14 protein-coding genes and 2 pseudogenes are annotated in these 13724 nt (G+C 69.2%); 7 read left to right on the forward strand and 9 right to left on the reverse strand.

Annotated features, from left to right (window positions below):
* Window positions 1-131: 131 nt before the first annotated feature.
* The gene (locus tag HND92_RS17430) at window positions 132-518 is read left to right on the forward strand and encodes a hypothetical protein (RefSeq protein ID WP_011806955.1); all 387 of its coding nucleotides are present in this window, start codon (window positions 132-134) and stop codon (window positions 516-518) included.
* Window positions 519-593: 75 nt separating this feature from the next.
* On the opposite strand, the gene HND92_RS17435 is transcribed toward HND92_RS17430, so the two are convergent.
* A complete protein-coding gene (locus HND92_RS17435) occupies window positions 594-1082 on the reverse strand; it encodes a universal stress protein (protein ID WP_011806956.1) in 489 nt (162 codons plus the stop codon).
* 102 nt (window positions 1083-1184) lie between these two features.
* Between HND92_RS17435 and tgt the strand changes: the two genes are divergently transcribed.
* Both tgt and HND92_RS17445 read left to right on the forward strand, forming a co-directional pair.
* Window positions 1185-2357: a tRNA guanosine(34) transglycosylase Tgt gene (gene tgt, locus HND92_RS17440; RefSeq protein WP_015914401.1), complete on the forward strand. Its 1173-nt coding sequence runs from the start codon at window positions 1185-1187 to the stop codon at window positions 2355-2357.
* A 79-nt stretch (window positions 2358-2436) separates the two neighbouring features.
* Window positions 2437-3187, forward strand: a pseudogene (locus tag HND92_RS17445) (DUF72 domain-containing protein).
* On the opposite strand, the gene HND92_RS17450 reads toward HND92_RS17445, so the two are convergent.
* The 5 genes from HND92_RS17450 to HND92_RS17470 all read right to left on the reverse strand — a co-directional run bounded on the left by HND92_RS17450 (window position 3184) and on the right by HND92_RS17470 (window position 6828).
* Window positions 3184-4344, reverse strand: a complete 1161-nt coding sequence (locus HND92_RS17450) for a serine endopeptidase (RefSeq protein ID WP_172208777.1) — start codon at window positions 4342-4344, stop codon at window positions 3184-3186. The pseudogene HND92_RS17445 and the gene HND92_RS17450 sit on opposite strands and share 4 nt — an antisense overlap.
* Window positions 4345-4422: 78 nt before the next feature.
* Window positions 4423-5223, reverse strand: coding sequence for a DUF2145 domain-containing protein (locus HND92_RS17455; protein ID WP_172208778.1), 801 nt, complete (start codon window positions 5221-5223; stop codon window positions 4423-4425).
* Between the two features lie 2 nt (window positions 5224-5225).
* Complete coding sequence (locus HND92_RS17460) at window positions 5226-5684, reverse strand: hypothetical protein (protein ID WP_172208781.1); 459 nt, start codon at window positions 5682-5684, stop codon at window positions 5226-5228.
* A 23-nt stretch (window positions 5685-5707) separates the two neighbouring features.
* Window positions 5708-6190 carry a YiaA/YiaB family inner membrane protein gene (locus HND92_RS17465; RefSeq protein WP_015914406.1) on the reverse strand — a complete coding sequence of 161 codons (483 nt, stop codon included), beginning with the start codon at window positions 6188-6190 and terminating at the stop codon, window positions 5708-5710.
* Between the two features lie 128 nt (window positions 6191-6318).
* Window positions 6319-6828 carry an Lrp/AsnC family transcriptional regulator gene (locus tag HND92_RS17470; protein ID WP_015914407.1) on the reverse strand — a complete coding sequence of 170 codons (510 nt, stop codon included), beginning with the start codon at window positions 6826-6828 and terminating at the stop codon, window positions 6319-6321.
* Between the two features lie 140 nt (window positions 6829-6968).
* On the opposite strand from HND92_RS17470, the gene HND92_RS17475 reads away from it, so the two are divergent.
* On the forward strand, window positions 6969-7985 hold the full coding sequence (locus tag HND92_RS17475) for a 1-aminocyclopropane-1-carboxylate deaminase (protein ID WP_041836436.1): 1017 nt from the start codon (window positions 6969-6971) through the stop codon (window positions 7983-7985).
* A gap of 39 nt (window positions 7986-8024) precedes the next feature.
* On the opposite strand, the gene HND92_RS17480 is transcribed toward HND92_RS17475, so the two are convergent.
* Window positions 8025-9977: an MFS transporter gene (locus HND92_RS17480; protein ID WP_172208783.1), complete on the reverse strand. Its 1953-nt coding sequence runs from the start codon at window positions 9975-9977 to the stop codon at window positions 8025-8027.
* A 134-nt stretch (window positions 9978-10111) separates the two neighbouring features.
* Here HND92_RS17480 and HND92_RS17485 point away from each other — a divergent pair, with 134 nt between their 5' ends.
* Window positions 10112-10855: a helix-turn-helix transcriptional regulator gene (locus tag HND92_RS17485; RefSeq protein WP_172208785.1), complete on the forward strand. Its 744-nt coding sequence runs from the start codon at window positions 10112-10114 to the stop codon at window positions 10853-10855.
* A gap of 105 nt (window positions 10856-10960) precedes the next feature.
* Here HND92_RS17485 and HND92_RS17490 read toward each other — a convergent pair.
* Both HND92_RS17490 and HND92_RS17495 read right to left on the reverse strand, forming a co-directional pair.
* A pseudogene (locus HND92_RS17490) lies at window positions 10961-11314 on the reverse strand (alcohol dehydrogenase catalytic domain-containing protein); the annotation flags it as partial.
* Window positions 11315-11339: 25 nt separating this feature from the next.
* Entirely contained in the window at window positions 11340-11777 is a 438-nt protein-coding gene (locus HND92_RS17495; RefSeq protein WP_103738086.1) for a host attachment protein, read from the reverse strand.
* Window positions 11778-12140: 363 nt separating this feature from the next.
* Here HND92_RS17495 and HND92_RS17500 point away from each other — a divergent pair, with 363 nt between their 5' ends.
* Complete coding sequence (locus tag HND92_RS17500; RefSeq protein ID WP_011806969.1) at window positions 12141-12557, forward strand: YXWGXW repeat-containing protein; 417 nt, start codon at window positions 12141-12143, stop codon at window positions 12555-12557.
* 165 nt (window positions 12558-12722) lie between these two features.
* A complete protein-coding gene (locus HND92_RS17505; protein WP_172208787.1) occupies window positions 12723-13709 on the forward strand; it encodes a tripartite tricarboxylate transporter substrate binding protein in 987 nt (328 codons plus the stop codon).
* The last annotated feature ends 15 nt before the right edge of the window (window positions 13710-13724 follow it).

The following is a 13724-nucleotide window of genomic DNA, read 5'->3' on the forward strand; positions in this document are numbered from 1 at the left end:
CACAATCGGGCGCACCCCGGCGCCGCCGGGGGCGGGCCCGCGCCCTGCGCAATAAGCGCCTGCTTTCGCGCGGTATTCGCCCCATCACCGGCCAGCGCCGTCCGCACAATGCAGCCCGGAGGACGACGACCATGGACCTGCAATACCAGCTGAAGGCCGGCAGCTACTACCTGTACGACATGCGCGAAACGCCCAGCGCAGTCACGGGCGAGCGTCGCTTCAAGCTCAAGACCGACACCGTGGCCATTGCCTTCGACCTGCACACCGGCGAGGTGCACCAGCACGGCAGCCCGGCACGCATCCAGTCCTGGGCCACGCACACGCGCCGGCGCCTGCGCGCCGCTGGCGCGGCGGACGTGGCCAACGACATCGTGGTCGTCTCCGGCCCGCTGCCCGTGGACGAGCTCAACAAATGCCTGTGGATCAGCGGCTACTGCCGGCGCATGTTCACGCGCCTGGCCAGCCTGCCGCACGGCAAGCTGCAGCGCGCGGCGCAGCAATGGAAAAAAGCGGCCTGAACGCCCTGCCCATCTGCGCCAGCAGCTCTTGATTCAATAGCACAACGGGTCCCGCGGGACCCGTTGTTTCTGGTGTCAGTCCTGCGCACCTACGTCGTCGTCCTGGTCATCATCCTCGGGCAGCTCCTCCGGCTCCGCATGCTTGACCACGGTGACGGGCACGGGACTTTGCTGCACCAGCGCCTGCGACACCGAGCCCAGCAGCGTGCCGCGCAGCCCGCCCAGGCCGCGCGCGCCGATGATGAGCGCGTCGCAGCCGCAGCGCTCCACCATGTCCACCAGCGTGGCCGCCACGGGGCCCAGGCCGATCTCGGTCTCATACGGCACGCCCGCGGCCTCCACCATCGCCACGGCCGACGCCATCAGGTGCTGGCCCGCCTCCACGCTCGCGGCGGCCACGGCGTCCGCGCCCTGCGTGGCCAGCTCGATCAGCGAGGCCTCTTCCTGCACGTGGCCCAGCACCAGCGTGGCCTGCAGGCCGCCGCGGCGCACCAGGGCCACGCCATGGCGCACGGCGTCGAGCGCGAGTTCGGAGCCATCAACGGCGATCAGGATTCGGAACATGGGGGCACCTCCTTGCAATGCTGTGTCGATAGGGTCAGTGTAGGCCGCGCGGGGCGCTGCGGGCACCAATCCCCGCCGGTGCAGTCTGGGACAATCGCGCCCATGCTCAAGTTTGAAATCCTGGCCACCGACACCTCCAGCCACGCGCGCCGCGGCACGCTCACGCTCAACCACGGCGTGGTGCAGACCCCCATCTTCATGCCCGTGGGCACCTACGGCACCGTCAAGGGCGTGATGCCGCGCAGCCTGCGCGAGATGGGCGCGCAGATCATCCTGGGCAACACCTTCCACCTGTGGATGCGCCCCGGCCTGGACGTGATGCAGAGCTTTGGCGGCCTGCACGGCTTCGAGCAGTGGGACAAGCCCATCCTCACGGACTCGGGCGGGTTCCAGGTCTGGAGCCTGGGCAGCATGCGCAAGATCACCGAAGAAGGCGTGCATTTCGCCTCGCCCGTGAACGGCGACAAGCTGTTCATGTCGCCCGAGGTGAGCATGCAGATCCAGACCACGCTCAACAGCGACATCGTGATGCAGCTGGACGAGTGCACGCCCTACGAGACCAACGGTCACAAGACCACCGAGGCCGAGGCGCGCAAGAGCATGGAGATGAGCCGCCGCTGGGCGGTGCGTTCCAAGAATGAATTCGAGCGCCTGGGCAACCCCAACGCGCTGTTCGGCATCGTGCAGGGCGGCATGTACAAGAACCTGCGCCAGGAATCGCTCGAAGCCCTGGTGGAGATGGACTTCCCCGGCTACGCCGTGGGCGGCGTGAGCGTGGGCGAGCCCAAGGACGAGATGCTGGACATCATGGCGCACACCCCCCACCGCCTGCCCGCGCACAAGCCCCGCTACCTGATGGGTGTGGGCACGCCGGAGGACCTGGTGGAGGGCGTGGCCCAGGGCGTGGACATGTTCGACTGCGTGATGCCCACGCGCAATGCGCGCAACGGCACGCTGTTCACGCGCTATGGCGACCTGAAAATCCGCAACGCCCGCCACAAGACCGACCACCAGCCGCTGGACCCAAGCTGCACCTGCCACGCCTGCGCGGGCACCGAGGGCGTGAGCTGGAACGACGGGGGCCGCGGCGGCTTCTCGCGCGCCTACCTGCACCACCTGGACCGCTGCGGCGAGATGCTGGGGCCCATGCTCACCACCATCCACAACCTGCACTACTACCTGAACCTGATGCGCGAGGTGCGCGAAGCGCTGGACGCCGGCCAGTTCGGCGCATTCCGCGCGCGCTTCAAGGCCGAGCGCGCACGCGGCGTATAGCGCCGCGTAGGCGGCGGCTGACGGCGAGGGCCGGCGCATTCCGCGCGCGGCGCCGCGCCATCCTTCCTATGCTGGGGCGATGGACACCCGACCGTCGACAGCCGCACCGCTGCACATCGGCACCGCGGGGTGGAACGTGCCGCAGGGCAGCCGGCACCGGTTCCCGGCCGAAGGCTCGCACCTGGAGCGCTACGCCGCCCGGCTGCCCGCCGTGGAGATCAATTCATCGTTCTACCGCCCCCACCAGCGCAGCACGTACGAGCGCTGGGCCGCGTCCACGCCGCCAGCGTTCCGCTTCAGCGTCAAACTGCCACGCAGCATCACGCACACGGCGCGCCTGAAGGGCACGGACGCGCTGCTGGAGGCTTTCCTGGAACAGGTGCAGGGGCTGGGGGAGCGCCTGGGCTGTCTGCTGGTGCAATTGCCGCCCAGCCTGCGGCTCGACCGGCCCGTCGCCGAGGCGTTCCTGCGCGGCCTGCGCGAACGGCATTCCCCACGGCAGCGTTGCCGTGGAGCCGCGCCACGCCAGCTGGTTCACGCCGGAGGGCGACACGCTGCTGTGCGCCTGGCAGGCCGGCCGCGTGCTGGCCGACCCGGTGCTGCACGCGGGCGGCGAGGTGCCCGGCGGCTGGCCCGGCCTGGTCTACTGCCGGCTGCATGGCGCACCGCGCGTGTACTACTCGGCCTATGACGCGGCGCTGGTCGACGCGCTAGCGGCACGGCTGCGGGTCGCCACCCTGGCAGCGCGCAGCGTCTGGTGCATCTTCGACAACACGGCCAGCGGCGCGGCGGCTGCCAACGCGCTGGACCTGCACCAGGCCTGCGCCTAGCGATTCCCTGCCGCGCCGGGCATCGCACCCTGGGGTGGCGTACCGGCGGGGGCCGCGCCGGCGGGCGGCATGCCCGAGGGGACCGCACCCGCAGGGGCCACACCGGGCGAGGCCATCCCGGACGGCGCCGCACCGGCCCCGCAGGCATGGCAGAAACGGGCGAAGGCGCTCTTGCGCGTGCCGCAGGCACCGCAGCGGTCGAACAGGCCGATGCCGCAGTGCGGGCAGAAGTCGGTCACCCCGTCCTTCAGGTCCACCAGCCGTTCGCACCCCGGGCACACGCCCTTGGCCAGGCGCGCCAGGGCCACGTCGTAGCCCAGCTCCTTGCGGCGCTCCTGCTCGGGCAGGGCCTCGGCCTGTTTCTGGCGTTCCAGGTAGTGGTTGAGCGCAAGGATGGCGTAGCGCCCCACCAGCGCCGTGACCACGATGCCCACCACGTAGCGCACATAGCCGCCATAGCTGGGCAGGTAGGGCACCAGCTCCACGAAGAACGCGAACACCGCGAAGAAGATGAAGCCCCACACGAACGGCCACCAGGTGCTCTTGCGCTTTTTGGCGAACAGCCAGCCTGCCGCCACCAGCAGCGGCAGCGTGAGCGCCAGGCGGTAGAGGAACACGCGCAACTCCACCTTGCGCCGCTCGGCGGCCATCTTCTCGTAACCGCCCTGCTCCAGGCGCCCCAGGCGCTGCTGCGCGGCCTGCGCGGCCTGGCGCGCGTCCAGCAGGGCTTGATCCTGCGCCTGCACGGCCTGCTGGGCCCGGCGCTCCTGGGCCTTGAGGGCGTCCAGCGCCTGGGTGCGCGCGATCACCTCGGGGTCGTGCTCGGCGCGCTGGGTGGCGCGGCGTGCGGCCAACCAGTTGCTGAAGGTCTCGCGCTCGGCCTGCGTCTCGCTGCGCGCCTTGGCGTGCTGCAGCCGGGCCTGCTCCAGCGCGGTCTGGGCCTCCTGCTCGGCCTGGCGCGCTTCCTTGACCTGGGCGCGCAGCGCCTGGGCGGCGTCGCGGTCCAGGAAATCGTCCAGCTGCAAGGGCGCCTCCACCTTGGGCAGGTCGCCCACGATGGTGCCGCCCAGCCCGATCAGAAAGCTGGCGAACACCAGCGCCACCAGCCACAGGCCGCGGCGAAACCATTTCTCCGACAGTCGCAATGCCTTGCTCATGTGTGATCCCTCACGATGTTTGCTATTGGAATAGTAGCTGCTCGCGCTTGATGGATAAGCGCAAGAGCCCATTTTTGCTTAAAACTTCTCCGGGCCCAGCACCTGCACCTGCGGGGCGCCCGCCAGCCGCGCATGCTGCAGCCATGCGAGGGCGGAGTCCACCGTCACGGTCTCGATGCGGTCGGCGTAGCGCTGCGCGGGCGGATGGTCGTCGAAGGCGACGTTGGCCGCCGTCATGCGCCCGCCCAGCCGCGTGAGCGGCCCGATGCGCAGCACCGTGGGCTGGTAGCCCTGCAGCCGCAGCCAGGCCTGGGCCTGCGCGCGGGTGTGGGCGCGCTCGGGCTCCATGGCCAGGGCCAGGGTCTCCAGCGCCCACTGGTTGGACTGCTGGTAGGTCGTGCCCCACGCATAGCTCACCATGCTGTAGGCACGCTGGTGCAGCCGCGTGGCGCGCGCGCCGTCGGCCAGCACGGGCAGCAGCGCCTGCTGCACGGCGGGCGTGGGTACGGCCCACACGGCCTCGTGGCGCCACAGGTCGTCCAGGAAGAACTCGCCCAGCCCCTGGCGGTACACGGCGGCCACGGCGGTGCCGCAGTCGTTGAGCTTGTGCACCACGCGCCACGGGCCCTCGGGCGTCTTGTAGGCCCAGCCCAGGTGCGAGTGGCGCAGGCCGTAGCGGGACAAGTCCTGCCCCGCGCGCGCCAGCACCACCACGCGGGCGCCGCTGGCGTCCAGCGCCTGGGCCGTCTGCTGCGCCAGCTGCATGCCCTGGGCGATGGTCTGCGCCGTGGGCTGGCGCGGCTCGCAGGAGCGGCCCGCATGTGCCGCCATGGCCGCCAGTGCCAGGGCGGCGGCCGCGATCCAGTGCAGGGTGCGCATGGTCAGAGCCTTTCGTTGTGCAGCAGCGCGCGGCCCAGCGCGTTGGGCACGAAGGCCAGCACCTCGCCCGCGGCCGACAGGATCACGCCCGTGCCGATCACGCTGCAGGTGAGCACCGTGCCCACGGCACCACTGGCGGCACCGGCGGCGCGGCCCGAGACCTCCACGCTGGCCTGGGCGCCGTCCGATGCACGCTCCAGCAGGTACACCGTGCCCGTGGCCGAGGCCTGCACGGCCTTCACCGTGAGCACCGCGCCGCCCACCGACAGCGCCGCCGGCAGGGCCACTACGGCGCCCGCCGCCGCGGACGCCCCGCCCGCGGCCACGACCACGGAGGCCACCGGCATCAGCGACAGCGCTGCAGAGGCCTCGCTGTGCGCCCGCGCCGGCAGCGCCGCGCCGCACAGCAGGCCCAGCGCCAGCAGCGCGGGGGCGAAGGTCTTGCGAAAAAGGGTTGGCATGTGGGTCTCCTGCGCGGCGGGCATCATTCAGCGGCCTCGGTGCGGGCCTGCAGGCGGCTGCGCAGGCGGGCGTCGGCCAGATCCGCCTCGTGGCGGTCGCGCAGCATCTTGGCCAGCGTGAACGCGCAGGTGATGAGGTACAGCCAGCTCACGCCCAAAAAGGCCTTGTAGGTGGCGCTGATCGCCATGCCCCACAGCCCCCAGCCGGTGAGCCCCATGGCCACGGCAAAGCCGCCCCAGACGACGAGCTTCCACAGCGGGGTGTCGCCACCGCCCTGGCCGGCGCCGCGGCGCGCGCCCTGGTTGTCGCGCACGAACTTGGCCAGCATGAAGGCCGCAGACAGGCAGAACACGTAGCCCATGAACATGAAGGCCACCTCCAGCCGCTCGCCCGGCAGCCAGGCCAGGCCGGTGGCGCACAGGAACACGGCGATGCCGAACGAAGCCCACACCTGGAACTGCCAGGCCCGCGTGTCGCGCTGGAGGGTGGGGGTAGAGGAATGCATGGTGGTCGGTGCCCGCAGGCGTTGGTTGAACACGGGGCGGATGCTGCGGCCGCACGGCGCCAAAGCAGCCGATATTCCGACGCAGTAACCTATCCAGCGGCGAAAAGTATCGCCATGCGATACCACATTCAGATCGCCAGCGGCAGCTCGGTGGTGGACAGCACGTTGCGCAGCACCATGAACGAGCGCACCTGCCGCACGCCCGGCAGGTACAGCAGCTGCTCGGCATGCAGGCGGTTGAAGCTCTCGCTGTCGCGCGTGCGGATCAGCATGAAGTAGTCGAACTCGCCCGTGACCACGTGGCATTCCATGCAGCCCGAGATCTTGGCCGCCGCCTTCTCGAAGGCCGAGAACGACTCGGGCGTGGAGCGGTCCAGCACCACGCCGATCATCACCAGCATGCCCGCACCCACCGCCTGCGGGTTCAGCCGCGCCACCACGCCATCGATGAAGCCCAGCCGCTTGAGCCGCTCCACGCGGCGCAGGCAGGCCGGCGGGCTCAGGTGCACCTTGGCCGCCAGGGCCACGTTGGACAGCGACGCGTCGCGCTGCAGCAGGCGCAGGATGGCGCGGTCGGTGCGGTCCACCTCGGCACCCTCTGCCGCGGCATTCACGTTGCGTTTTTTTATTGCGGCCATGGCTTGATTGGGGAAATGAAATACTGCTATTTGGCGTTGAGTACTCTTTTTGATTCTTGAGATCATCTTATTTCACAACCCTGTTAATGCGCGGTTTTCCTACGATGCAAGGCACCTTCCCCATCGACCGGAACACCGCCATGAACCTGCAGAAATTCCCCCGCCATCCCCTGACCTTCGGCCCCACGCCCATCCAGCCGCTCAAGCGCCTGTCGCAGCACCTGGGCGGCAAGGTGGAGCTCTACGCCAAGCGCGAGGACTGCAACTCGGGCCTGGCCTTCGGCGGCAACAAGACGCGCAAGTTGGAGTACCTGATCCCCGAGGCGATTGCCGGCGGCTACGACACGCTGGTGTCCATCGGCGGCATCCAGTCCAACCAGACGCGCCAGGTGGCCGCCGTGGCCGCGCATTTGGGGCTCAAGTGCGTGCTGGTGCAGGAGAACTGGGTCAACTACAGCGACGCGGTGTACGACCGCGTCGGCAACATCGAGATGAGCCGCATCCTGGGCGCCGACGTGCGCCTGGACGCGGCGGGCTTCGACATCGGCATCCGCCCGAGCTGGGAGCAGGCCATGGCGGACGTGAAGCGGGCCGGCGGCAAGCCCTTTCCCATTCCGGCGGGCTGCTCCGAGCACCCTTATGGCGGCCTGGGCTTCGTCGGCTTTGCCGAAGAGGTGCGCCAGCAGGAAAAGGAGCTGGGCTTTCGGTTTGACTACATCGTCGTGTGCTCGGTCACGGGCAGCACGCAGGCGGGCATGGTGGTGGGCTTTGCCGCCGACGGGCGCGCGCGCCGGGTGATCGGTATCGACGCATCGGCCACGCCCGAGAAGACCCACGCGCAGATCCTGCGCATCGCGCAGAGCACCGCCGATCTGGTGGAGCTGGGCCAGGACATCACTGCCGAGGATGTGGTACTGGACACGCGCTACGGCGGCCCCGAGTACGGCCTGCCCAATGAAGGTACGCTGGAAGCCATCCGCCTGTGCGCTCGCCAGGAGGGCATGCTCACGGACCCGGTGTACGAGGGCAAGTCCATGCACGGCATGATCGAGCGGGTGCGCAACGGCGAATTCCCGGCCGGATCGAAGGTGCTGTACGCGCATCTGGGCGGCGTGCCGGCCCTGAACGCGTACAGCTTTCTTTTTCGCAACGGCTGAAGCCGCAGCGGATGCGCAGGCTCTGGGGCGCCTGCTGGCTCAGGCGCTGATCTGAAGCAGCCCCGCCACCCGCTCACGCAGCAGGGCGGGCTGCACCTCGGCAGCCGGCAGCGGTGCGCCGACGTTCAGCCCCACGCGGTTGAACATGCCCCGGCGGAACGGCCGCACCATGGCGCCGCCCTGCTCGATGCGGCTGAAGAACGAGCCCCACAGGTTGGTCAGCGCCATGGGCACCACCGGCGCCCGCACGCCGTCGGCCTGCGCGCGTTCGATGATCTTCATGATGCCGCCCTTGAACGCCTGCAGTTGCCCGTCGCGCGTGATGCCGCCCTCGGGGAAGATGGCGAGCAGGTCGCCGTCCTTCAGCACCTGGGCCGCGCGCTCGAACGCGGCTTCGTAGGTGGCGGCATCGTCCTTTTGCGGCGCGACGGGAATGGCCTTGGCCAGGCGGAACAGCGCACCCAGCACCGGGATGCGGAAGATGCGGTGGTCCATGATGAAGTAGATGGGGCGCGGGCTGGCCGCCATCAGCAGCACGGCATCGACGAAGCTCACATGGTTGCAGGCCAGGATGGCCGCGCCCTCCGTGGGAATGTGCTCGTCGCCGCGCACCTTGAAACGGTAGATGCAGCGCGACAGCACCCAGGCCACGAAGCGCAGCAGGTACTCGGGCACCAGCAGGAAGATGTAGAACGCCACCACCGCATTGGCGATGCCGGTGAACAGGAAGATCTGCGGCACCGTGAAGCCCGCCGACAGCAGCGCCCCCGCGAGCACGGCACTGGCGATCATGAACAGCGCGTTGAGGATGTTGTTGGCGGCGATGATGCGCGCGCGGTGCGTGGGCTGGCTGCGCATCTGGATCAACGCGTACATGGGCACGCTGTACAGGCCCGCGAACAGCGACAGCAGCAGCAGGTCGGTCATCACGCGCCAGTGCGCGGGCTGCGCCGCGAAGGCCGCCAGGGTGAGCACCTCCGACGGCGGCAGGGCCCGCGAGGCGAAGTACAGGTCGATGGCGAACACGCTCATGCCGATGGCGCCCAGCGGCACCAGGCCGATCTCCACATGCCGGCGCGAGAGCACCTCGCACAGCAGCGAGCCGATGCCGATGCCCACCGAGAACACCACCAGCAGCAGCGACGCCACCTGTTCGTTGCCATGCAGCACGTCCTTGGCGAAGCTGGGGAACTGCGACAGGAACACCGCGCCGAAGAACCACATCCACGAGATGCCCAGCAGCGAGCGGAACACCACGGTGTTGCCGTGCGCCAGCTTCAGGTTGCGCCACGTCTCGCTGACCGGGTTCCAGTTCACCGTCAGGCCCGGGTCGGTGGCCGGGGCCGGCGGAATGAACTGCGCCACCAGGCGGCCCAGCAAAGCCAGCGCCAGACAGGCCAACGCCACCGTGGTGTGGCCGATGCCCGGCAGCGCCACCAGCAGACCGCCCGCGACGTTGCCCAGCAGGATGGCGACGAAGGTGCCCATCTCCACCATGCCGTTGCCGCCCGTCAGCTCGCGCTCGTTCAAGGCCTGCGGCAGGTAGGCGAACTTCACGGGGCCGAACAGCGTGGAATGCAGCCCCATCAGGAACACGCAGCCCAGCAGGATGGCCGCGCTGCCGGCCACGAAGCCCCCGCCCGCCACCAGCATGATGGCGATCTCCAGGTTCTTCACGAAGCGGATGATGCGCGTCTTCTCGTACTTGTCCGTGAGCTGCCCCGCCGTGGCGGAAAACAGCAGGAACGGCAGGATGAACAGCGCGCCGATCACCAGTCCCGCCAGCGCCGGCGGCATCCACGACACGCTGAGCTGGTAGGTCACCATCACCGTGAAGGCGAACTTGAACAGGTTGTCGTTGGCCGCGCCGGCGAACTGCGTCCAGAAGAACGGCGCGAAGCGGCGCTGACGCAGCAGCGCGAACTGGTTGGGGTGCGCCGCCTCGGCGGGCTGGGCGGTGGGCGACAAGGTCACGGGGTGCTGCGCGCTCATATGCGGTGTGCTGGGGTGTGAAGGTGCCGCGCATTGTGCGCACAAAGCCCGCACAGGCCAGCCGCTTGTGGGCCTTGGTGGCTTGGATCACACTTAGGGTATCGCCATTCGATACTTTTCACCTCCAGCACCCCATGAGCACCACCGCCGACCTCGTCATCGCCCTGAAGAAGGAACTCAAGTCCGCCCAGATGACCTATGCCAGCCTGGCACAGGCGCTGGGCATGGCCGAGTCCAGCGTCAAGCGCATGCTGGCCAAGGGCGACATGCCGCTGTCGCGCATCGACGCCATCTGCCGCGTGCTGCGGCTGGACTTTGCCGACCTGGCGCGGCGCGTGGCTGACAGCCAGCCGCTGCTGAGCGAGCTGACGCAGGAGCAGGAAAAGGCCGTGGTGGCCGACAAGAAGCTGCTGCTGATGGCGATCTGCGTGCTGAGCCAGTGGACCCTGGAGCAGATCACCACCACCTACCGGCTGAGCGAGGCCGAGGGCATCCAGTACCTGGCGCAGCTCGACCGCATCGGCATCATCGAGTTGCGCCCGCTCAACCGCTACCGCCTGAAGCTTGCCAAGACCTTCCGCTGGCGCCCGCACGGGCCGGTGATGCACTACTTCCGCGACCATGCACTGCTGGACTACTTCAACGGCGGCTTCGAGGCGCCGGGCGAGGGCGTGCTGCTGGTGCACGGCTCCATCGCACGCAGCCTGGCGCCGGCCTTCACCGAGCGGCTGCAGCGCGTGGCGCAGGATTTCGCGCAGCAGCACCTGGCCGACCAGCGCCTGCCCGAGCGTGAGCGCGAGGGCTACACCCTGCTGCTGGCCATGCGCAGCTGGGAGTTCGAGGCCTTTGCCCAGATGCGCCGCACCGCAAGGCCGTGATGCTCCTTTATTAATAGCTTATGGCGCTTGATGGACGGGTGCCAGCGCCTTAAAACACCCAAAACCCGACGCAGTCGGCCTGCCATTGACTTCCCCCTTCGCGGTGCCCACACTGGACCATCCGTCGCCCCCACACGCCTGCACGCACAGGTTCTCGCGCCCACTGGAGTAGAACCGGCAGTGCCCACAGGTCCACCCCAGCCAAGGAACGCCTACCCGCTGTCCCTGCCGCCAGCCCCGCACGCCCGGCCCCAGGCCGGCGACACGGGCCACGATCTCATGCCCCGGCACAAGGGGCCACACCGCGTCCGGCAGCTCGCCGTCACGCAGATGGAGGTCCGTGCGGCACACGCCGCAAGCTTCCACCGCCAGCAGCAGCTGGTCTGCCTGCGGAACGGGGCACGGCAACTCCGCCAGTCGCAGCGGCTGGCCGGGTCCGTCCAGCACCATGGCGCGCATGGTCGGTCCTCACACCGGGGCCGTGTCAGCCGCCGCGTTCTGCCTGCAAATGCCGCGCCAACTCCTGCAAGCTCAGGTGCGTCAGATCCTGTGCATGGCTGGCCACCAGCCGCTGGTGGGTGACACCATCCAGCTGTTCCATCAGCTCGCCCAGGAAGGGGTTGGACGCGAACACGGCCACGCGGCTGCGCTCGGCCGCGCCCACGGCCTCGCGCAGCGCGTGGGCCACCTCGCGCGCGAAGGTGCGCCGCTCCTGCGCGGCGGCCTCGCTGCGCGGCGCCAGACCGCTGCGTCCTGCAATCGAATGTCCGGGCGGCTCATGCCCCGCCGCACTGCCATGCAGGCGGGCGGCCGGATGCGTCAGGCATTGCCTTTCCGTCCAGTGCGTGGCTGCCGCAGGGTCAAGCTCCAGCAGGCGCGCCATCGAGCCATTGGCCACCAGGGCCCAGTTGGGTGTGTCCATGCAAGCCCCCCCAGTTCTCCAAGCCGTGTGCGGTGTTTGATCTTGGGGGCGGCCCCAGAGGGGGTCAATCCCACGGCACATGCAAGCAATCGTGGCGTGGCGGGCGGTGCGCCAAGCACCGCGGCGCCTCGCCGCGCACTGGTCGCGCCTCTCTCACTATTGAAAAAGGAGCTTGTGGCGCTTCTCTGACAAGGGCTGCAGCCTTTCCAACACCTGAATCCTGCCCGCCGGAAGGCCGCCGTCACACCTGCTCACAAACCTTTGCCGGGGATGCAACAACGCGGCCGAAACGTTGACATGCGGCCCGCAGCATGGAGTCTCCCGCAGCGCCCCGCGCCGCATCCCACAACAAAGGAGAACGCCATGGTCCGCACCACCACCCTTGCCGCAGCCGGCAGCCTCGTCGCCCTGCTGTCATTGGCAGGCGCCGCGCATGCGGCCACCAACGCCACCGTCGTGATCCAGGCCGGCACGCCCCACTACTCGGCACCGCCCGCCTATGCGGTGCAATACCACGCGCCACCGCCTCCACGCTACGAGCGCGTGCCTGCACCGCGCCGCGGCATGGTCTGGTCGCAGGGCCACTGGGAATGGCGCGGCCACCGCCATGTGTGGGTGCCCGGCCAGTGGATGCAGGTGCGCCACGGCCACCATTACCGCCAGCCGCGTTGGGTGCAGCGCAGTGACCAATGGCGCTTCGTGCGCGGCGGCTGGGACCGCGATGGCGACGGCGTGCCCAACCGCCACGACCGCCGGCCCGACAACCCCTACCGGAGATGAACGGCCGAGCGCCGGTCGTCCGCGCGCAGCATGGCCCGGGACGGCGACGGGCCGTCCATATGCATATAGCGCGTTGCATGTGAATTTCTCCACAATGGGCGTGTTTCGGCTGTGCCTACACGATAGGGCGCCGCCTTGCACTGACCCATCACAAGGAAATTCGCCATGCCCCTCCTGCGCCACGCCACCGCCGCCCTGGCCACGCTGCTGACCGTCACATCCGCCCTCGCCCAGGCCACGGACTGGCCCAAGCAGCCCGTCACCCTGATCATGGGCTTTCCGGCCGGATCGGGCGTGGACGTGGTGGCGCGCGCGGTGCAGGAGCCGCTGGGCCAGAAACTCGGCCAGCCCGTGGTCATCGACTACAAGTCCGGCGCGGCCGGCAACATCGCCAGTGAGTACGTGGCCCGGGCCAAGGCCGACGGCTACACCCTGGCCTTCGGCACGGCCGCCACGCACGGCAGCAATGCCGCGCTCTACAAGAACCTGCCGTTCGACGTGGAGGCCGACTTCGTGCCCGTCGCCCCGCTGGTCGACGTGTCCAACGTGCTCACCATCAACCCCGCGGTGATCGACGCCAAGAACCTCAAGGAGTTCGTCGAGACCGTGCGCGCCAACCCGGGCAAGTACAACTTCGCATCCACCGGCAACGGCACGGGCACGCACATGGCCTTTGCCGAGCTGAATGCGCGCCTGGGCCTGAACATGGTGCACGTGCCCTACAAGGGCGGGCCCGAGGCCATCACCTCGGTGCTGCGCGGAGAGACCTGCTGCATCATGAACCAGGTGCAGACCGTGCTGCCGCACTACAAGACCGGCAAGGTGCGCCTGCTGGGGGTGACCACGGCCAAGCCCGTGGCGGCCGTGAAGGAGGTGCCGCCCATCGGCGCCAGCGGCCTGCCCGGCACCAAGGGCTTTGACAGCTCGATCTGGTTCGGCATCTTCGCCCCCAAGGGCACCGACCCGGCCGTGGTCCAGAAGCTGAACACCGCCTTGCGCGAGGTGCTGGAGCAGCCCGACGTGCGCCAGCGCTTCGAGTCGCAGGGCAACACGGTGCGCATCGAAACGCCCGAGCAGTTCCGCCAAACGGTCCACAAGGACCGCGCGAAGTGGGCGCAGGTGGTGAAGGACGCCAAAATCAGCATCGACTGATTTCGCCCTCCACGC

The sequence above is a fragment of the Diaphorobacter sp. JS3050 genome (assembly GCF_013154915.1).
GTDB lineage: Bacteria > Pseudomonadota > Gammaproteobacteria > Burkholderiales > Burkholderiaceae_C > Diaphorobacter > Diaphorobacter nitroreducens.

Excerpts from the sequence above, each read along its gene's own strand:
- HND92_RS17430 (WP_011806955.1), top strand. The coding sequence starts at position 132 with ATGGACCTGCAATACCAGCTGAAGGCCGGCAGCTACTACCTGTACGAC.
- HND92_RS17435 (WP_011806956.1), bottom strand. The coding sequence starts at position 1,082 with ATGTTCCGAATCCTGATCGCCGTTGATGGCTCCGAACTCGCGCTCGAC.
- tgt (WP_015914401.1), top strand. The coding sequence starts at position 1,185 with ATGCTCAAGTTTGAAATCCTGGCCACCGACACCTCCAGCCACGCGCGC.
- HND92_RS17450 (WP_172208777.1), bottom strand. The coding sequence starts at position 4,344 with ATGAGCAAGGCATTGCGACTGTCGGAGAAATGGTTTCGCCGCGGCCTG.
- HND92_RS17455 (WP_172208778.1), bottom strand. The coding sequence starts at position 5,223 with ATGCGCACCCTGCACTGGATCGCGGCCGCCGCCCTGGCACTGGCGGCC.
- HND92_RS17460 (WP_172208781.1), bottom strand. The coding sequence starts at position 5,684 with ATGCCAACCCTTTTTCGCAAGACCTTCGCCCCCGCGCTGCTGGCGCTG.
- HND92_RS17465 (WP_015914406.1), bottom strand. The coding sequence starts at position 6,190 with ATGCATTCCTCTACCCCCACCCTCCAGCGCGACACGCGGGCCTGGCAG.
- HND92_RS17470 (WP_015914407.1), bottom strand. The coding sequence starts at position 6,828 with ATGGCCGCAATAAAAAAACGCAACGTGAATGCCGCGGCAGAGGGTGCC.
- HND92_RS17475 (WP_041836436.1), top strand. The coding sequence starts at position 6,969 with ATGAACCTGCAGAAATTCCCCCGCCATCCCCTGACCTTCGGCCCCACG.
- HND92_RS17480 (WP_172208783.1), bottom strand. The coding sequence starts at position 9,977 with ATGAGCGCGCAGCACCCCGTGACCTTGTCGCCCACCGCCCAGCCCGCC.
- HND92_RS17485 (WP_172208785.1), top strand. The coding sequence starts at position 10,112 with ATGAGCACCACCGCCGACCTCGTCATCGCCCTGAAGAAGGAACTCAAG.
- HND92_RS17495 (WP_103738086.1), bottom strand. The coding sequence starts at position 11,777 with ATGGACACACCCAACTGGGCCCTGGTGGCCAATGGCTCGATGGCGCGC.
- HND92_RS17500 (WP_011806969.1), top strand. The coding sequence starts at position 12,141 with ATGGTCCGCACCACCACCCTTGCCGCAGCCGGCAGCCTCGTCGCCCTG.
- HND92_RS17505 (WP_172208787.1), top strand. The coding sequence starts at position 12,723 with ATGCCCCTCCTGCGCCACGCCACCGCCGCCCTGGCCACGCTGCTGACC.